Raw genomic sequence first — 19,579 nt, 5'->3', positions numbered from 1 at the left:
TTTTGCAATGCAATACAAATTAATAAATTACACGCCCTAAACACAACTCAGTGAATGACCGAAACTACCCCCCATACCATACTGTTAAAATGAACACCACCCTGTAACTTTTAGAAAAAATTACTAAAATGATTGAACTATTGTCGTAAACAATGAGTCCCTATTCTGAATGTTGCGAAGGATATGCCCTTATAAATCAACTAGAAGGTAGTGAAGAGACTATGCAATTAGCCGTCTTACTCATCTTTATACTTGCCGCCTGTGTGCCTTGGCTATACGGCAAACATAAGGACCGCACAAGCAAACTCTTGGCCTTGTTACCGGCAGGGTTAACACTTTGGTTTGCACAATTTATTCCCGAGATTGCATCTGGGAACACCATCATCCATGAACATGCTTGGATTCCGGGGCTCGACATTTCCTTCACCATGATGCTGGATGGGCTGTCGCTGATGTTCGCGTTGCTGATTTGCTTTATTGGTACATTCATACTGATATATGCGGGCAACTACCTTAAAGGGCATCCTTCTTTACCTCGATTCTTAGTGATTTTAATGTCGTTTATGGGCTCTATGCTGGGTCTCGTGCTCTCCGACAATTTGATTACACTCTTCGTATTCTGGGAGCTGACCAGCATCACCTCCTATTTACTAATCGGTTTTAATCACCACCAAGCGGATGTGCGTAAAGCCGCCTTACAAGGGTTGATCGTGACCGTTGCTGGTGGCTTAGCCTTACTGGCTGGCTTAGTCATGCTGGCTTATGTATCAGGCAGTTACTCGCTTCAAGAAATATTCAACAGCAATCAAGTGCTGACAGAGCACCCCCTTTATGCAGGCATGCTCATTTGCCTTTTGCTCGGTGCGTTCACCAAGTCCGCACAATTTCCCTTCCATTTTTGGTTGCCCAATGCCATGGCAGCCCCCACGCCAGTCAGTGCGTATCTTCACTCAGCCACGATGGTGAAAGCGGGTATTTATTTGATGGCGAGACTTCAACCGGAGCTTGGAGGCACAGCATTGTGGATGACGCTGCTGACAAGTTTTGGTGCCTTCACGATGTTTACGGGTGCTTTTTTAGCCATTCGCAGCACCGATCTAAAGAAACTGCTGGCCTATTCAACGGTCATGGCACTGGGAACCCTGACCCTTCTTCTTGGCATAGGCACCGAACTGGCCATGATGGCCTTTGCCGCCTATTTAGTGGGCCACTCCCTGTATAAGGGTGCGTTGTTCATGTTAGCTGGGATTGTCGATCACGAAACAGGAACACGTGACGTTACCCAACTCGGCGGACTTCGCTACCTGATGCCCATCACCGCCATCTGTACTCTCGTCGCGGCCTTTTCCCTGGCAGGCCTCCCGCCTTTATTTGGCTTTGTTGCAAAGGAACTTATGCTGGATGCGCTGGTTCAATCAAGCCTTAGCAAGTGGATACTGTTATTGGTCATTGCCTCATCTGTGTTAGTTGTGGCTGTTGCCGCGATTATTGCGATCAAACCCTTCTTTGGAACCTTGCAAAGCACGCCTAAGAAAGCGCATGAAGCCCCACTTGAACTCTTGGCAGGTCCAGTTGTATTGACGTCTTTATCATTGCTCATGGGATTAATGCCCGGTATGGCGGGTCAATGGTTTGTTCTACCTGCAGCGGCAAGCGTGTGGTCTCAACCCATTGATGGCTATCTGTCCTTATGGCATGGTTTTAATTGGGCGCTTTTGATTTCCTTCATCAGCTTGGGACTCGGTATCTTGGTCTTTAAGCGTTGGGAGTCGGTACGTTCGCTTCTCAGCTTACTGAATCCGCTGATACAACGCGGCCCAGAAGCAAGCTATTTCCGCTTTATGGATGGCATTGTCTACATTGCGCAATGGCAAACCTCCCTCTTACAAAATGGCTCTATGCGCAGTTACCTTAGAACCATTATTCTCACCTTTGTGCTACTCACGGGTTACACCCTCACCCAACGCTATCAGCTACATTGGAACTGGGATGTCAGCGTGTATTTGCATGAAATCATTGTCGCTCTGCTGCTGGTCACGGCGGCCGTCACAGCGTGCATTACCCACTCACGTTTGGGTGCCGTAGCGGCAATGGGCGTCGTTGGTTATGCTGTTGCACTGTTCTTCACACTTTTCAGCGCACCCGATCTCGCCATTACACAGATATTGGTTGAAACCTTAACCGTTATTCTATTGGTGTTGGTGCTATTCAGACTGCCCGGATTTGGCAATATTTCCACCACAGCCGAACGTGGGCGTGATGCCGCCGTCGCCATTTTAACGGGGATACTCATTACATTGCTGATTATGGTCACGATTGACATTCAACTCTTCCCACCCATTTCAGACTACATGATCGAAAATAGCCAACCCTTGGCTTATGGACGCAATATCGTGAATGTCATCTTGGTGGACTATCGAGCACTGGATACACTGGGTGAAATTTTTGTACTGGCGCTGGCAGCCATGGGCGTTTATGCATGATCAAATTCCGTCCTGATACCGCTCCCGGTGCAAATCATTATGCAGGCACCTTAATCCTGCCACCAAAAAACACCTTTGCATCAGAGAACGACGACGTTACTCCCTTAACCGATCCAGACCAATTCTCTTCGCCATCGGCGCAGCTGAACAAGCACAAACAGGAGGACGTGTAATATGATGAAGCCAGGTACACTGATTTTACATGTTGCTGCACGTTTCTTGGTGCCCTTACAACTGGTGTTTTCGGTTTTTCTTTTGCTGAGAGGTCACAACGAACCGGGTGGAGGCTTTATCGCAGGATTGGTCGCATCCGGTGCGTTCGCCTTGTATTTATTCACCTTTGGCGCCGCTGTCACACGAGATCTCATGCGAGTTGATCCTCGTAACTTCATCGGCGTGGGTTTATTGATTGCGATGCTTTCGGCCTTCCCGGCCTGGTTTCATGGGCAGGCCTTTTTAACCGCGCAATGGTGGCCAATTTTATTGCCAGGTGGCACGGAAATTAAGCTTTCAACCCCTTTGTTTTTTGATATTGGTGTGTATCTAACCGTTTTGGGTTCAGTCATGACCATGCTGGTCGCCCTCACTGAAACTGAAGAGCGTTAAGGAGATTTCTATGGAACCCATTATGGCCATCGTTACGGGTTGCCTGTATGCGTCTGCAATCTACATGATGCTACGGCGCAGTATCGTTAAGCTTGTGATTGGACTTATGCTACTGTCCAATGCCGCAAACTTGTTGATTTTCACGTCAGCCGGTATGACACGTGGAGCCCCACCCCTTATTCCGTTGGGTGCAATGCAACCCGATGGCATTATTGCCGACCCTTTGCCTCAAGCCTTGATTTTGACAGCGATTGTCATTGCCTTTGGCGTATTGGCCTTTGCGGTTGTTTTAATCCATCGTGCCTATAACATCATTCATACTGACAACCTCGATGAAATGAAGGATACCGACACGTGAGAGCTGAAGTTGCGTTACCCATTTTAGTTCCTTTATTGTTTGGAGCTTTGTCGCTGATTGCGTGGCGTTCAAATCTAATGCAACGCGTACTCGGCATTATTGGTTCGGTGACCCTGCTGATTTGCAGTATCTGGCTGCTCATCAGTGTTCTGGATCATGGGCATGTTGTTATGCATATGGGTGGCTGGATGGCGCCCTACGGCATCACGCTGGTGGCCGACTTGCTCAGTGCCATCATGGTGGTTTTAACGGGGATGATGGCCGTCGCTATCGCGATTTACTCTCTCTCGTCAGCCTCTCCAAGCCATGAAAAGTTCGGCTACTACCCACTCATGCACTTGCTGCTGGCCGGTGTTGCTGGGTCGTTTTTAACAGGCGATATTTTTAACCTGTACGTCTGGTTTGAAGTCATGCTCATTGCCTCATTTGCCTTGTTAATTCTGGGTGGTGAACGTGCGCAAATGGAGGGAGCAATCAAGTATGTCACGCTCAACCTATTATCCTCCGCCATTTTCTTAAGTGCGATTGGCTTGCTCTATGGCTTGGTCGGCACACTGAACATGGCGGACATTGCGGTAAAACTCTCGCAAACCGAACACACAGGACTGGTGGATGTCATTGCGGTGATGTTTATGATCGCCTTTGGCATTAAAGCGGCTGCCTTCCCACTTTTCTTTTGGCTACCAGCCTCTTACCACACAGGACCGGTCGCTGTGTCCGCGCTGTTCGCAGGGCTTTTAACCAAAGTCGGCGTGTATGCACTGTTCAGAGTGTTTACCTTGATCTTCAACCAAAGCCCTGAGTTTACACATCAACTATTACTTTGGGGGGCAGCCTTTACCATGCTGACGGGCGTATTAGGTGCCGCCGCACAGTTTGAGTTTAGGCGAATTTTGTCGTTTCACATTGTCAGCCAGATTGGCTATATGCTGCTAGGCTTGGCCTTGTTTACGCCACTAGCTCTGGTGGGCGGTGTGTTCTACATCATGCATCACATCATTGTGAAGACCAATCTGTTCCTCATCAGCGGTATCGTTCACCGACTGTTGGGAACCTATGATTTAAAGAAATTAGGCGGTGTATACAAGGATAGACCCTATCTCAGTATATTATTTTTAATTCCTGCACTCTCACTGGCAGGTCTACCCCCTCTGTCTGGCTTTTTTGCCAAGTTCATTATCATACGTGCAGGTATTGAAGCGGAAGCTTGGGTCGTTACAGCCATTGCATTAATTGTCGGCTTACTCACGCTCTACTCGATGATCAAAATCTGGGCAGAGGTCTTTTGGAAGCCCTTACCAGAGAATCACTCTAGCGTCGATAGCAGCCCATCGGCTACGCCTTCAAGCCTTGCGTTTCTCTACATTCCGGTGGTTTTGCTGGGTGCATGCACCTTGTTTATAGGTCTTAACGGTCAACCCATCTATGAGATAGCAGAGGCATCCGCCAAACAACTGCTAAATCCGGCGTTGTACATTGAAGCGGTTTTGGGAGAAACACCATGATTGCATTTATGTGGAATCTACTCTTAGCTCTGATTTGGGTCGTTTTGACAGGCGATCTCAGTGGCTACAACCTGCTTGCAGGCATGATCGTTGGCTACTTAGTCTTGGGATTAATGCAACGTCAAATCCCAGTTCTTAGGGGATATACAAGCCGCCTCCCCAGACTGTTTCGATTCATCTGCTTTTTTATTAAAGAGCTGATCATGGCCAACTTAAAAGTTGGCTTTGATATCGTCACACCTATCTGGCATATGAAACCTGGCGTTATCGCGATGCCTCTGGATGCAAAAACAGACATGGAGATAACCATGGTGGCCAACCTTATTTCATTAACCCCTGGCACTCTTAGCCTAGACGTTTCGGATGATCGTCGTGTTTTGTTTATCCACGCCATGTTTCTCGATGATGAGCCTGCGCTTAGAGCCAGCTTAAAAGAGATGGAACGTCGGGCTTTAGAAATTTTACGCTAGGCGCAGGAGGTTATTGTGCAATTTGTCATTTACTTAACATTTATCATCTTTAGTATTTCGATGGTATTGGTGTTTATTCGATTAATTATTGGACCTACCCTGCCTGACCGAGTGGTGGCTCTGGAATTATTGGCATCCATTATTGTTGGGATGATCGGGGCGTATGCGATTTATACGGACACGTCGAGCTTCATTGATGTTGCCATTGTTGCCGCTTTAACCGCATTTTTAGCGGCCATTGGCTTCGCCCGCTTTTTAGAACGAGGAGGTCCGCGTAATGATTGATTGGATTATAAAACTACTGATGCTATCGAGCGCGATTTTCACCTTACTGGCGGCAATTGGCATTATTCGATTACCCGACCTGCTCACTCGAATGCACGCCACAACTAAGGCCGGTGCTTTAGGGATCGCATTGATGATGGTCGCAGCAATGTTCCATTTTTTTGATGCCGTGGTATCTGCCAAAGGGCTTGCTGTTATCATTTTCATTTTAATTACGGCCCCAATTGCAGCTCATGCCATTGGTCGTGCGGGGTATTTTGTTGGCATCCCCGTTTGGGATCGAACCATCAAAGATGAATTGGTGAATTGTTACGATGAAGACAGCCACCGACTGCTCAGCGGCTTGGAGACCGAAGAAGAGCTTGAGATTTATCGACAAAACCTCGATTTAAAACCCCGCATCCGCATTAAACAAAAAAGCGACTAAGTGATCTATTCACTCAGTCGCAACTCTCTTTTCCGGTGTCTTACAGAGCCTTCGTTGCATTGAAGCTCTGTAAGATCTGATACAGGTAGAAAGCATCCTTCACCCCAGCCATTTCGCGGATGGAGTGCATGGCAAACTGAGGCACGCCAACATCAACAGTGGCAATGCCTGTTTCCGTCGCGGTGATGGGTCCGATGGTACTGCCACATGCCATATCGCTGCGTACCACAAAGCATTGCACAGGTACCTGAATGGATTCAGCTAAGTTACGAAAAATAGCACTGGTCTCACTGTTGGTCGCATAGCGTTGATTTGAATTGATTTTCACCACAGGACCCGCATTTAATTTCGGCCCATGATTCTCATCGTGTCGGTCGGCAAAGTTCGGATGTATGCCATGTGCATTATCAGCAGAGACAAACAAAGACCGAGCCAAAATAGACCAACGCTCGTCCGTTTTCGGCAGCACGCGCTCTAACCATTGACTTAGCATCGGCCCTTGAGCGCCACAAGCACTGGCACTTCCAACCTCTTCATGATCATTACAAATCAATAACTGACAGGGGCCGGGCGCTGCTTCAATCAAGGCCTGCATACCAATAAAACAACTCAAAAGATTATCCAGTCGAGCAGATGTAATGAACTCATCGGACAATCCAACGGTATTTGCGGGATTTACATCGTAGAACGACAGCTCATAATCCAATACCTTATCGATTGATACAGATGCATTGGACTCGATATAGGTTTTTAAAAATTCACGAAAATCCGTTTTTTCTTGTGTTTGACCGAGAATAGGCGGCAAATAGGTCTGAGCATTGATACTGCGTGACGCATTGGCCTCACGATCCAAATGTATCGCCAAGCTTGGAATCACCGCAATCGGTTTTTTAAAATCGATCAATTGGCTGTTTAACGCCCCTGTCGATGTACGAAAGGTCACACGCCCCGCCAGAGAAAGGTCGCGATCAAACCAAGGATTCAATAACGCGCCACCATAGACCTCGACACCCAACTGACTGTATCCATGCCGATGCATTTCCGGTTGCGGCTTCACACGCAAACAGGGCGAATCGGTGTGCGCTCCCGTCATGCGCATCCCTGCGGCAAAGCCAACCGACTCAGTGGGTTGACGCCACGCTAGGATAGAGGACCCATTTTTAAGTGTGAAATACCCTTGCCCCGGCGTTAACACCCAGGAAGCAGACTCAGACAGCTCGACAAAGCCCGCAGTTTCAAAACGATGTTTGAGTTGCTGAACAGCATGGAAGGGGGTCGGTGATGCATCCAAAAACAGTTTTAAATCATGAATAAACACTGACGGTTGCATGAAAACTCCTTAGTGGGAAGCGGGATGAGAGATGGACTCCGATTGGAGCAGCTCAACAATAAAAATCAAAGCCGAATTTGCAGGAATATCCGGTGATGGGCTACGTGCCCCATAGGCTAAGTCTGCAGGAATATAGACCTCTCGAATCTCACCTGGACGCATTTGCACTAGAATTTCGGACCATCCGGGAATCAAAGCATCTACAGGAAAGGTAGAGGGCGCTCCTCTTGCATAGCTACTGTCAAAGACATGACCGTCAATACGACGCCCTTCATAGTGCACCGTCACGCGATCCCTTCTTCCCGGCGGGCTCGCTTGGGGGTCATCAGCAACTTGTAACTGGCGAAACTGAACACCACTGTTCAACACCACAACGCCTTCATTTTGGCGATTTTGTGCTAAAAACGCATCACCCTGTTGCCGAGTTTCATCATTTAACGCCTTATCGATTAAGGTCTGACGAAAAGCATCCCTGTCTGCATCTTCAGAGCAGCCCTGAGTCATCAGACAAATGCAAATGAAGGTAGCAATCAAAGCGAATCTAAAGCACAATCTATACGACACTTTTCTCTCCAAGACACGACATAGAGAATATTTTACATTAGCATTGTTGAACACTACATAGGATTCTGCAGAATTGTATGCTTAGCGCTCTGTTTTTAAGGAACTTGCGTATAGGTTATCAAGTCTCATGCTTAAGACGATAAAGTCAGGAATACGTTTGATATGACCAGAAGATTGAAACACCCGATACTGCTCAGCCTTTTATTTGGGCTGTTGTTGCTGATCAATACTGCTCATGCTCGATTCAATCCTCAACCTGAACATGAGCAGGCGCTACGGGATGTGATTTCAGCACTCCAGCAAAATCATTACAGTGGAAAACAGCTTGATCCCGAGTTGTCATCCAATATCTTTGATCGTTTTTTTAAAGATCTGGATCCCTCTCGAATCTACTTCTACGAAGAAGACATTGCCAACTTTGAGCCCGTTCGATACACGCTCGGTTTAGAAATTTATGAAGGTAAGAGCCAAACAGGCTTCGATATTTACAACGTTTTTCATAAACGTAACTTAGACCGAATTGATTTCTTACTGTCTTTATTATCCGATGATCAGCATATTTTTGATTTTAACAATGATCATGAACTTGAAACGGATCGAAGCGAAGCACCTTGGATTAACTCAAGCGAAGCCATGAACGCCTTATGGTATAAGCGCTTAAAAAATGCCTTGATCAGTCTAAAACTTTCTGATCAAACATTGGGTGAAGCAAAGCAAACCCTAATCAAGCGTTATGAAAGCCAAAGAGCAAGACTTGAACAAACCAATCATGAAGATGTGTTTGAGCGTTTTGCAAACGCCATTGCCCATGAATTTGATCCACATAGCCAGTACCTTTCGCCTAGAAATCAAGAGAATTTCCAGATCAATATGAGTCTGTCGCTTGAAGGCATAGGTGCTGTGCTACAGGGTGAAGATGAATACACCAAAATTGTTCGTTTGGTGCCAGCTGGACCTGCTGATAAGAGTGGGCAACTTCGCCCTTCTGATTTGATCGTAGGGGTTGGCCAAGGCGAAGAAGGCCCCATTGAGGATGTTGTAGGCTGGCGTTTGGACGATGTTGTTAAACTTATTCGTGGCCCTCAATCGAGCACGGTTCGTTTGCAAATCATACCCGCTGATTCCATCGATCGTACCGCACGCCGAGTCGTCACCATTATTCGCGACAAGGTTCGCCTCGAAGAACAAGCCGCTCAGAAAAAAGTGCTTGAAATAGATCGCAATAATCAGACATTTAAGGTCGGGGTTATCGAAATACCCGCTTTTTACATTGACTTTGCCGCGATGCAAGCCGGTGACCCTGAGTACAAAAGTACGACCCGTGATGTTGAACGCCTGATCGCACAACTTAAACAAGAAGACGACATCGATGCGTTAATCATCGATCTCCGCAACAATGGTGGTGGCTCTCTTAGAGAGGCGAACGAGCTAACAGGATTGTTTATAACTCGCGGCCCCACTGTGCAAATTCGAGATGCAAATGGGCGAGTGGATATTCTAGGTGACTTTGATCCTAAAGTAGCATGGAGTGGTCCGTTAACGGTCATGGTGAATCGATTGAGCGCCTCTGCGTCTGAAATCTTTGCCGGAGCCATTCAAGATTACAACCGAGGCATCATTGTCGGAGGTCGTACCTTTGGTAAAGGCACGGTTCAAACCCTGCTGCCGCTTGATCACGGCCAACTTAAGTTAACGCATGCAAAATTCTATCGAATTTCAGGCGAGAGCACACAAAACAAAGGGGTTGTTCCAGATATTGAGTTCCCTACCCTCTTTGACGAAAGCCAAATCGGTGAAAGTGCTCTTGAAGGAGCGTTGCCTTGGGACACCGTCAACCCGGTGAGATACGGTCGTTTTCCCAGTTTGACACCCTACATCAGTGAATTGAGCCATTTGCATCTTGTCAGGTCAGAGCTCAATCCAGATTTCATCTTCATGCGTCGTCATGTTGAACGCAGCAAAGAGCAGCGTGATCAAACAAAAGTCCCTCTTAACATTTCACGTGTAAGAGAGCAGCGAGATGAAATTGAGCAATGGCAGATTACGACTGAAAATCAGCGTCGCATGGCGAAAGGTGAACCACCCATCAAAGTGTTGTCGGAGCTTGACGACCTGCTACCGAAAGACAATCAGGGCCGGATCATAAATCCTGAGTCAGAGTCTGCATTAATTGAATCAGCCGAGATCACTATTGACTTTATTGATTTAAATTTACGCCACACAGCGCAAAACAATGGTCGTGTCAATAACCCTAGGCAGTAATCAATATGTCAGCTAAAAACACGGCTATTATTGGCGTTGTATTATTACTTGTTCTGGGGGGGTTGGTTTTTTTATTTATTCAACCATGATGTCCCAACACGAACGCAACACTGTTGACCTTGAAAAGTTTGGCTTTGACTTAACAGGTGCCCCTAGAACAGACGAAGCCTCTGTCGGCACCTTGGGCGCAACCCAACTGCCCTCCACCTTTGGCTCAGGGCAACTGACCCCCGGTGAGCGAGTTGTGCACGGATTAGTTAGAGACAGAAATTTGTTGATCACCGAAAACCAAGTTCTGCAAAAGGAAATTGATGCACTGAAAGCGCAAGTGGCTCGACTTGAGGAGTCTGTGAAAATTAACGAGCACTTCGCGCCTGAAAGCTTCAACCAAGAGCTCTCAAGAGTTGGCAGCATGTTGCAAATTTACTTGCAACAGTCTCCCGATGTTGCCCGCTTCAGTCCATTCAGACAAGAAACCATGGCCGCTGCGGGTCTTATGGAGTACAAACGTTTTGTTGAGACCAATCATCTGATGCTGGATTCTGCTCAGCGCACACGTTTAGTGTTGGAATATCTGCCTGCTTATATGTTTTGCGTAGGTGATGCGGTGCAGCTTGCTGCGAACAACATGCGTGAGGAGCAATTGATTCGCGCCTATTTTAATGCTCCCGACACAACACTCCTGCCAGAGGAGCTACAGGAGGATTTAGAAACCGTACTTCCACCTTGCCAGCAAGAGCTTCGCACACAATTTCAAAATGAGCTCCCCAATCTACGTTAGACTCACGGCAGATATATTGCTCAAATACTGTTCAGCGGCCTTCAGTCGCTGTATAATTCGTTCTCTTTTTTGAAAGCAGGTATCATCGCCAGCATAGGTGCCTGTTGTTCATATTAACGATAACCGACCCTGTATAACTGGCGTTACAGGCTGGAAGCTGCAATTCTGCAGCGAACTATAGGACAATTTCATGAGCGAAAGCTTTGCTGATCTGTTTGAAGAATCCCTACTTTCTCTGGATATGACTCCAGGCACCTTGGTGATGGGCGAAGTCGTTGATATCGACAGCGACTGGGTTACCGTTAACGCGGGTTTAAAATCTGAAGCCATCATTCCTCGTTCACAGTTCCTGAACGACAACAATGAACTGGAAATCAAAATTGGCGATACCGTTAAAGTCGCACTCGAAGCCGTTGAAGATGGCTTTGGTGAAACGCGTCTTTCTCGTGAAAAAGCTAAGCGTTCAGAGGCGTGGGAAGTTCTGCAGAGCAAATTTGACGCTGAAGAAACCGTTAAAGGTTACATCTCTGGCAAAGTCAAAGGTGGCTTTACGGTTAGCATCAATAACATTCAAGGTTTCTTACCAGGTTCATTGGTTGATGTTCGCCCTGTTCGCGACGTTGATCACCTTGAAGGAAAAGAGCTTGAATTCAAACTCATCAAGCTTGATCCAAAGCGTAACAACATCGTTGTTTCTCGTCGTGCTGTTATGCAAGAAGCTAACAGTGCACAACGCGATGAGTTGCTTGCGACTCTGGATGAAGGCCAAGTGGTTAAAGGTTTTGTTAAGAACCTGACTAACTACGGTGCGTTCATCGACTTAGGTGGTGTTGACGGTCTATTGCACATCACAGACATGGCGTGGAAGCGCATTTCTCACCCAAGCGAAATGCTGAACCCAGGTGATGAAATCTCTGTTCGCATCATCAAGTTTGACAAAGATTCTGGCCGTATCTCCTTAGGTCTGAAGCAACTGTCTGAAGATCCATGGGAAGCGATCAAAAACCGTTACCCTGCTGGCAGCAAAACCGCTGCTCGTGTTACCAATCTGACTGATTACGGCTGCTTCGCATCTATCGAAGACGGTGTAGAAGGTTTGGTTCACGTGTCTGAAATGTCTTGGACAAACAAAAACATTCACCCATCTAAGATCGTTCAGATCGGTGATGAAGTTGAAGTGATGATCCTTGATGTTGATGAAGAGCGTCGCCGTATCTCCTTAGGTATCAAGCAGTGCACAGCAAATCCATGGGTGACCTTCTCTGAGCAGTACGCTGCAGGTGACAAGGTTCGTGGAACCATCAAGACAATCACTGACTTCGGTATCTTCGTGGGTCTAGACAACGATCTTGACGGTCTGGTTCACATGTCTGACATTTCTTGGGAAGCCGATGCTGAAACAGCTCTGCGTCAATTCAAGAAAGGCGATGAAGTTGAAGCCGTTATCCTGTCTATCGATGCTGAGAAAGAGCGCATTTCTTTAGGCGTTAAGCAACTAGAAAGCGATCCATTCGCTGAATTCGTTGCAAGCCATGAGAAAGGTGCGATTGTTAACGGTGTTGTGAAGAGCGTTGACGCTAAAGCCGCTGTTATCGAATTACTCGAAGGCGTTGAAGCTCAACTAAAAGTGTCTGAAATTTCATCTGACCGCATCGAAGATGCGACAACAGCTCTGAAAGAAGGCGACAAAGTTGAAGCTAAAATCATCAACATCGATCGTCGCAACCGCGCAATCAGCTTGTCAATCAAAGCGAAAGACCAAGCTGAAGAGAAAGCTGCGATCAGCGCTGTTCGCAATCAAGAAGTTGACGTTGCAGGTCCAACCACTATCGGTGATTTGATCAAGCAACAATTAGCTAACCAAAACAGCTAATCTTTAACATCCGATCCCTCTGGATCAATAAAAAGGAGCCATTCGGCTCCTTTTTTGTTTTTAATGCTCAATACAATAAAGACTCAGATGCACTTATCGACTGCGGAAGAAAACGGCCTCTTCAATCACATAATCAACCAAATCATCCTCATCGATCTCATTATCTTTGACTTCATACACACTTAAAACGGAAGCATGTGCGTCGATCACACTGTCTGGAGAGCCCGTTAACAATGGATGCCAATGAGGTAAATCCTTACCCTCATGAATCAAACGATATGAACATGTGGGTGGTAACCAATGAAAAGCTTCAACGTCTTCTGGTTTTAATTGCACACAAATCGGAACCAATTGCGTCCGTTCAGCATAGCGGGTACACTGACAGGTTTCATCATTCAACAAATGGCACACGACTGTGGTGTAAAACACCTCATCGGTGTCTTCATCTTCAACCTTATGCAAACAGCACAAGGCACACCCATCGCACAAGGATTCCCACTCAGTCGGACTCATCTCAGCCAGCGTCTTACGGCGCCAAAATACCTCTTGCGCCACGCTTATCTAACCCCTGTTTCAGGGCGGTCCGGAAACAAATCCAGCAGGTAATCCTCTTTAGGAGGAGGCATTTGCAAGAAAAACCCTTTGTCCTGAATCGAGCTTAAAACATCGTTAACATCTACCCTAGCCAACTGACGCTGAGTTGTCATCGGCATGTCCATCACATGCTGGGCTTTTCCAAACTTATCCAGCAGCACTTCAGGTACTTTTTTTAAACCATCGCGCTTGTCCACATACAAATACATTTCATCTTTACGCGAACTACGGTAGATCGAACAGATCAACATTTTCAATCACTCTCATTATCAAAACTTTGCAGACGACTTAGCATCAAATCACCGACGAGTGCTTTACGCCAACCCACCAAAGTGCGGGGCAATCGATACGCCCCCTCTTCACTCTGCGAATTAATTAATTTTTCTACATCTTTACGCCGAGCGATGAGCTCCGGCAGAATGTTTTCGCGCTTTGCCACTTCGCGCGCAAGACTCAACAACTTCTTTAGCTCTTTGCTTCGATATACATGAGCTGGCAAATGGATTGGCTTCGGTGGATTTGCTTCAGCCGAAGCCTTTGCGTCTTTCAAAATCGCCAAAATAGCCTGACCATCTTCTTGCACGGCACTTCTGCGCATATCCTTAATTGCACTCAACTCCTCCAATGTCGATGGCCATTGCTGGATAATGTCCAAGATGACCTCATTACGCAGAACTTTTGGCCGACAAAGGTTACGTGCTCGGCAGGCCTGCTCACGCCAGGCGGCAAGATCACGACAAGCGGCCAAGGCTTCGTCCGAGTTAACGTTCAGTTGTGTAAAGCGTCGGTAATACTCCTGACCCGATGGGTCTGCATCACGAGAAGAGTCCGCTAACAACGCGCTCTCTTCAAGCACCCAATCCAAACGCCCCAACTGCTTTAGCTCATGCATTAAACGGACTGCAATATTGCCCAAGTAAGCAACATCTAAGGCGGCATAATGCACCTGCTCCGGCGTTAAAGGACGCTGCAACCAATCCGAGGTTGTTTGCGCTTTACCCAAGTCTATGTTGAGAGCATGCTTAACCAAACGCTGCAACCCCATGCTAAATCCCCAATTCGCAAATGCTGCCGCAATTTGCGTATCAAATAAGGGCGCAGGAACAACACCGTAACTGTTGCGAAAGAGCTCTAAGTCCTCGCTGCAGGCATGAAAAACCTTCAACACAGCGGGGTTCATCAGCAATGCAATCAAGGCACTCATATCGTCTATTGCTAAAGGATCAATCAAATAGCAATGCTGACGATCGGCCAATTGAATCAGGCCCGGTACAGGGTAAAACGTATCAAAGCGAATAAACTCTGTATCGATTGTCAACAAAGGTTCTTGTGACCACTGTTCACAAAGCTCAACCAATGCTCGCTGATCTGTAACCCAAATAGGCTGAGCAGCGCCAGCATCAAGCAAAGGATACGGCTGTTCGACAGGTTCTATTGTCATTTAATATCTCGTTGTAATGTACGTCGCCCTGCTAATGCATGCGCCAGTGTTCCGCCATCCACAAATTCTAACTCGCCGCCCACAGGAACACCGTGAGCAATACGGCTCACTCTGACATTTGCATCGCGTATTTGGGCAGCAATAAAGTGTGCCGTTGCCTCTCCCTCAACATTGGGATTGGTTGCCAAGATTAATTCCTTAACCCCTTCATTGGCCACTCGCTCCAACAAATGCCCAATACCTAAGTCATCAGGTCCTATGCCATCAATAGGCGACAAATGGCCTTTCAGGACAAAGTAGACGCCTCGGAACCCACCTGTTTGCTCAATTGCAATCAAATCGACAGGCGATTCAAGAACGCACATAACCTGTTTATCACGCGTATCATCCGCGCAAATATCGCACACAGGCGTTTCAGATAGGGTGTGACAGACTTGGCACTCACCTATTTTTTCAACGGCTTCATGCAATGCATTTGCCAAATGACGCGCACTGTCTCTTTCACGCTCTAACAAGTGCAAGGCCATGCGCTGGGCCGATTTTGGCCCAACCCCAGGCAAGCATCGCAATGCCGTGATCAACTGCTGTAATAAGGGACTAAACGACATATTTAGAACGGCATTTTAAATCCAGGTGGAATTCCCATACCACCTGTGACTTTCGCCATACGCTCCTGCGTGCTCTGTTCAACTTTTCTGACGGCATCATTCACCGCCGCTGCGATCAGGTCTTCCAGTATTTCTTTGTCTTCTTCCATCAAACTGTCATCAATGCTCACGCTTTTAACATCGTGACGGCCATTCATGACAATACTTACAAGACCTGCCCCTGACTCACCTTTGACCTCAGCTTTTGCAATTTCTTCCTGAGCTCGCTGCATTTCTTCTTGCATTTTTTGGGCCTGCTTCATCAGGTTCCCCATATTCTTCATCATGCTTTTTTCCTCACTCGTTTGGCTCGATCGGCACCACCGATGATTCATCTAGGTAAGCCGAAAATTGCTGTAAAATTGTTTTGACCATAGGGTCGTCTTGTAATGATTTGACGGCTAATGCTTGACGCTCAGCGCGCTTGCGTAAACGGTATTGTGCAGGGGTTTCTAAGGTTTGCGCAGCCTGAACAAACTGCACGCCCACCCCTGTTCCAAAATACGCAGCAAGAGCATCTGTAATACGCCCTTGCTGCGTTGGATTTAACAATGCAGCCTGTTCCGGCGGATAATGAAAGCAAAGCTGATCATTTTCAACCCGCTCTAGGGATAAATTTCGGCAAATACTTTCAGTCATCCCCGTCAAACCAATGGATGCACACACGTGCACCCAGTCATTTGGACGCAATTCTGCAAGTGTATACGTCTGCCCCATTGGCTGCGGTGCAACCTCTTCTATAGGAGCAGCCTCTTCTATAGGAGCAGCCTCTTGCTCTTGCTCTTCCACACCAGGATGTCCCTCAGCTCGAACGGCGCTCTCCAATGGCTGACTCACAGCCAATATGCGCTCATCCTCTTGGGGCGCGGCTGGCCTATCTTGAGCTAAGGGTTCAGACTTTTTTTGAGTGGACTCAACCTCGTACTCTGCATTGGACTCAGACGATGCGATCTCGGGAACATCTTCCCAAGGCGGTACATCCTCTTGCATGGGCCTGTTAAGCTCAGGCACCACACGGCTCACCGCGACCGGATCTGGCTGAGCCTGAACACTTGGCAGGGGCGCCGGACTTGAGGCTGCGGAAACCGGAGAGGCCTCATTCATCGCCACTCCATCTGACCGCCCCTTATCAACCCTGTCCAGTGGCTGAGCAGCCAGTGTAACAGGTCTTGCAGCCACACTCGCAGGCCTGAATGCCAGCATTCGCAACAAGACCATTTCTAAACCTTCTTTCAAATCTGGAGCATAGGGCATGTCTTTACGCCCCATTAAGCCGATCTGATAAAAAAGCTGAACATCTTCTGCGCTCATCAACTGAGCTAATTCCAGCACTTGCTGTTGATCACCCAAACTGTTGTCAATCGCATCTGGCAGCATCTGTGCCAACGCAACTCGATGCAACAAGCTGACTAAGTCCCCCAATAAGGTGAAATAGTCCGGTGTAAACTGCGACAACGACTGCAAAGTACCGATCACTTGGCGCACATCTTGTTGCGCGATAAATGCTAAAAGTTGATAGACCAAGCGATGATCAATCGTACCAAGCATCGACCTGACATCTGCCTCGCCTACCACCCCAGAACCAAATGCAATCGCCTGATCCGTTAAGCTCAGAGCATCACGCATCGACCCTTCGGCACTGCGCGCAAGCAACCACAAGGCCGTTTCATCGAAGCTTATGGACTCTTGATTTAGGACGTAGTTCAGATGTTCAACAATACGTTGAGGACTGAGGTTTTTTAAATTAAATTGCAAACAACGCGACAGCACCGTGACTGGTAACTTTTGCGGGTCTGTCGTCGCTAACAGGAACTTAACATGCTCCGGTGGCTCTTCAAGCGTTTTTAAAAGCGCATTGAACGAGCTATTCGACAACATGTGCACCTCGTCGATGAGATACACTTTAAAGCGACCATGACTAGGGGCGTATTGTACGTTTTCCAGCAATTCGCGCGTGTCTTCAACCTTCGTTCGTGAAGCTGCATCAACCTCTATCAAATCGACGAAGCGCCCTTCTGCTATTTCTCGACAGGATGTACACACTCCACATGGCTCAGAAGACACCCCCTGCTCACAATTCAGCGCTTTTGCGAATAAACGAGCAATCGACGTTTTACCAACCCCACGGGTCCCTGTGAAAAGATAGGCATGGTGGAGCCGATCATTGTCCAACGCATTGATTAATGCCTTAAGAACATGCTCTTGCCCCACCATTTCTTTGAATTGTTTTGGCCGCCATTTGCGTGCCAGTACCTGATAGCTCATTGTGTGGATTTACACTCTCGCAAGTCACCTGAATCAAGGTGATATACTACCATGCTCCTCCACCCAAGTCTTACTTCAGCGGAGATTGACCTCCGCTTGATGCATTAGAACACGCTGAACAGTTCTTTATTTAACCAAAGATGCACAAGTATGCTGGCCACATAACCCAGCAGAATGACGGGCATCCAGCGTAAATGTCCCATAAAGGTATAAATACCGCGAGCCTGCCCCATTAAAGCCACCCCTGCCGCAGAACCAACTGACAGCAAACTGCCACCAACACCTGCCGTTAGGGTAATGAGTAACCAATGTCCATGAGACATATCTGGCTGCATGGTAATAACAGCAAACATCACCGGAATGTTATCAATCACGGCTGAAATGACGCCCAAAGCAATGTTGGCATAGGTTGCATCCCATTGGAGGTAGAGGATATCGGACATCATCGCTAAATACCCCATAAAACCTAACCCACCAACGCACATAATAATGCCGTAGAAGAATAACAAGGTATCCCATTCAGCTCGCGCTACACGACTAAAGACATCAAATGGCACCACGCTGCCTAAACGCTCAAGACGCTTTTTATCACCTGCGTGCTCCGCCAACAAACGTTTTTTGGCTAAGGAGCTCGGCAGCGTCATACGCAAGAAGTAGCCAAAGAATTGCAAGTAACCCAGGCCCACCATCATCCCCAGTACTGGCGGGAGGTGCAGCAATGTGTGACAGCTAACAGCCGTGGCAATTGTAAGTAAGAATAGCGCCAGTATCCGCCTTGCTCCACGCTTAAGCTCCACTTCTTCATCAGACGCCGTGGGCTTTTGGCTCTCAACAAACAAGCTCATGATGACCGCAGGAATTAAAAAGTTAACCATAGAGGGTAAGAACAAGGCAAAAAACTCGCTGAACTTAACAAGCCCTGCTTGCCATACCATCAAGGTTGTAATATCGCCAAAAGGACTAAATGCGCCACCAGCATTGGCCGCCACCACGATATTGATACAACATAAGTTAATAAATCGGTTGTGTCCTTCCGCCACTTTCATTACAACGGCACACATCAGCAATGCTGTGGTTAAGTTGTCCGCAATTGGTGAGATAAAAAACGACAAAAATCCTGTTAACCAGAATAAAGTTCTAAAACTGAACCCTTTACGCACCATCCAAGAACGCAAAGCATCAAATACTCTTCGCTCTTCAAGGGCATTAATATAGGTCATCGCCACCAATAAAAAGAGCATCAACTCCGAAAACTCTAATAACGTATGGCGAAAAGCATCCTCAGGAACACCCACTAGGCCCTCTTTCAGATATACCCAACCAATCACCGCCCAAATAATACCGGCTGCAATTAATACTGGTTTAGATTTACGCATGTGGATTTTTTCTTCGCACATGACCACGGCATAGGCCAAGAAAAAAATCACTAACGTAAAGATACCCGCGCGAGTCGCGGTAAGATCTAATGGCCCAGCAGCAGCGTAAACGCCTCCGCTTAGGCATAAAGCAATAACAAGAATGAGCGCTTGTTTAAGACGTAGTTGAGTCATAATAGACCACTTTAAGTTTATTTTTGGAAAGGAAAAAGTTGTGGGGCGCTCCCCCGAATGGTTGGCCATTATAGGCCTCATAGTGGATGCTTTATAGTCGACAAAGGCGCTATAAACTTAAGACTATAAGACTATTTT

General features: G+C 47.2%; 20 protein-coding genes. 11 read left to right on the top strand and 9 right to left on the bottom strand.

Annotation, left to right across the window (positions count from 1 at the left end; genetic code table 11):
- The first annotated feature begins 221 nt into the window (after positions 1-221).
- From D791_RS00945 to mnhG, 8 genes are read left to right on the top strand one after another with little or no spacing between them, the layout of a single operon-like run.
- The gene (locus tag D791_RS00945) at positions 222-2,483 is read left to right on the top strand and encodes a putative monovalent cation/H+ antiporter subunit A (protein WP_036507282.1); all 2,262 of its coding nucleotides are present in this window, start codon (positions 222-224) and stop codon (positions 2,481-2,483) included.
- Positions 2,480-2,656 carry a hypothetical protein gene (locus tag D791_RS19955; protein WP_157682191.1) on the top strand — a complete coding sequence of 59 codons (177 nt, stop codon included), beginning with the start codon at positions 2,480-2,482 and terminating at the stop codon, positions 2,654-2,656. Before D791_RS00945 ends, D791_RS19955 begins: the two co-directional genes overlap by 4 nt.
- 1 nt (position 2,657) lies before the next feature.
- A complete protein-coding gene (locus D791_RS00940; RefSeq protein ID WP_036506611.1) occupies positions 2,658-3,089 on the top strand; it encodes a Na+/H+ antiporter subunit B in 432 nt (143 codons plus the stop codon).
- A gap of 10 nt (positions 3,090-3,099) precedes the next feature.
- Positions 3,100-3,447: a Na+/H+ antiporter subunit C gene (locus D791_RS00935; RefSeq protein ID WP_036506609.1), complete on the top strand. Its 348-nt coding sequence runs from the start codon at positions 3,100-3,102 to the stop codon at positions 3,445-3,447.
- On the top strand, positions 3,444-4,952 hold the full coding sequence (locus tag D791_RS00930) for a Na+/H+ antiporter subunit D (RefSeq protein ID WP_036506607.1): 1,509 nt from the start codon (positions 3,444-3,446) through the stop codon (positions 4,950-4,952). Before D791_RS00935 ends, D791_RS00930 begins: the two co-directional genes overlap by 4 nt.
- A complete protein-coding gene (locus D791_RS00925; protein WP_036506605.1) occupies positions 4,949-5,422 on the top strand; it encodes a Na+/H+ antiporter subunit E in 474 nt (157 codons plus the stop codon). The genes D791_RS00930 and D791_RS00925 overlap by 4 nt, the downstream gene beginning before the upstream one ends.
- Before the next feature lie 15 nt (positions 5,423-5,437).
- Positions 5,438-5,707, top strand: coding sequence for an MrpF/PhaF family protein (locus tag D791_RS00920; protein ID WP_202806780.1), 270 nt, complete (start codon positions 5,438-5,440; stop codon positions 5,705-5,707).
- Positions 5,700-6,134 carry a monovalent cation/H(+) antiporter subunit G gene (mnhG, locus tag D791_RS00915; RefSeq protein ID WP_036506600.1) on the top strand — a complete coding sequence of 145 codons (435 nt, stop codon included), beginning with the start codon at positions 5,700-5,702 and terminating at the stop codon, positions 6,132-6,134. The genes D791_RS00920 and mnhG overlap by 8 nt, the downstream gene beginning before the upstream one ends.
- A 40-nt stretch (positions 6,135-6,174) precedes the next feature.
- Here mnhG and D791_RS00910 read toward each other — a convergent pair whose 3' ends face one another.
- Both D791_RS00910 and D791_RS00905 read right to left on the bottom strand, forming a co-directional pair.
- Positions 6,175-7,464, bottom strand: a complete 1,290-nt coding sequence (locus tag D791_RS00910; RefSeq protein ID WP_036506598.1) for a M18 family aminopeptidase — start codon at positions 7,462-7,464, stop codon at positions 6,175-6,177.
- A gap of 9 nt (positions 7,465-7,473) precedes the next feature.
- Complete coding sequence (locus D791_RS00905) at positions 7,474-8,028, bottom strand: FKBP-type peptidyl-prolyl cis-trans isomerase (protein ID WP_237748466.1); 555 nt, start codon at positions 8,026-8,028, stop codon at positions 7,474-7,476.
- 162 nt (positions 8,029-8,190) lie between these two features.
- Here D791_RS00905 and D791_RS00900 point away from each other — a divergent pair, with 162 nt between their 5' ends.
- The 3 genes from D791_RS00900 (at position 8,191) to rpsA (ending at position 12,944) form a co-directional block, all read left to right on the top strand.
- Positions 8,191-10,290 (top strand): carboxy terminal-processing peptidase, encoded by a 2,100-nt coding sequence (locus tag D791_RS00900; RefSeq protein WP_036506594.1) that lies wholly within the window; start codon positions 8,191-8,193, stop codon positions 10,288-10,290.
- Positions 10,291-10,378: 88 nt separating this feature from the next.
- Complete coding sequence (locus D791_RS00895) at positions 10,379-11,071, top strand: hypothetical protein (protein ID WP_157682189.1); 693 nt, start codon at positions 10,379-10,381, stop codon at positions 11,069-11,071.
- A 190-nt stretch (positions 11,072-11,261) separates the two neighbouring features.
- Entirely contained in the window at positions 11,262-12,944 is a 1,683-nt protein-coding gene (gene rpsA, locus D791_RS00890; RefSeq protein WP_036506591.1) for a 30S ribosomal protein S1, read from the top strand.
- A 93-nt stretch (positions 12,945-13,037) separates the two neighbouring features.
- Here the strand turns inward: rpsA and D791_RS00885 are convergent, their stop codons facing one another.
- From D791_RS00885 to nhaD, 7 genes are all read right to left on the bottom strand, one after another.
- On the bottom strand, positions 13,038-13,499 hold the full coding sequence (locus tag D791_RS00885; protein WP_193364987.1) for a YcgN family cysteine cluster protein: 462 nt from the start codon (positions 13,497-13,499) through the stop codon (positions 13,038-13,040).
- Between the two features lie 2 nt (positions 13,500-13,501).
- Positions 13,502-13,789: a YcgL domain-containing protein gene (locus tag D791_RS00880; RefSeq protein ID WP_036506588.1), complete on the bottom strand. Its 288-nt coding sequence runs from the start codon at positions 13,787-13,789 to the stop codon at positions 13,502-13,504.
- Between the two features lie 2 nt (positions 13,790-13,791).
- Positions 13,792-14,979 carry a ribonuclease D gene (gene rnd, locus D791_RS00875; RefSeq protein ID WP_051513826.1) on the bottom strand — a complete coding sequence of 396 codons (1,188 nt, stop codon included), beginning with the start codon at positions 14,977-14,979 and terminating at the stop codon, positions 13,792-13,794.
- A complete protein-coding gene (gene recR, locus D791_RS00870) occupies positions 14,976-15,587 on the bottom strand; it encodes a recombination mediator RecR (protein ID WP_036506585.1) in 612 nt (203 codons plus the stop codon). The genes rnd and recR overlap by 4 nt, the downstream gene beginning before the upstream one ends.
- Before the next feature lie 2 nt (positions 15,588-15,589).
- Positions 15,590-15,913 (bottom strand): YbaB/EbfC family nucleoid-associated protein, encoded by a 324-nt coding sequence (locus D791_RS00865; protein WP_036506582.1) that lies wholly within the window; start codon positions 15,911-15,913, stop codon positions 15,590-15,592.
- Positions 15,914-15,923: 10 nt separating this feature from the next.
- Positions 15,924-17,891, bottom strand: coding sequence for a DNA polymerase III subunit gamma/tau (gene dnaX, locus D791_RS00860; RefSeq protein ID WP_036506579.1), 1,968 nt, complete (start codon positions 17,889-17,891; stop codon positions 15,924-15,926).
- A gap of 104 nt (positions 17,892-17,995) precedes the next feature.
- Entirely contained in the window at positions 17,996-19,441 is a 1,446-nt protein-coding gene (gene nhaD / locus D791_RS00855) for a sodium:proton antiporter NhaD (protein WP_081763684.1), read from the bottom strand.
- Positions 19,442-19,579: the final 138 nt, after the last annotated feature.

Source organism: Nitrincola nitratireducens, from assembly GCF_000585235.1.
GTDB lineage: Bacteria > Pseudomonadota > Gammaproteobacteria > Pseudomonadales > Balneatricaceae > Nitrincola > Nitrincola alkalisediminis.
Note: the sequence above shows the minus strand (reverse complement) of the source record. Positions and strands in the feature narration are given on the sequence as shown.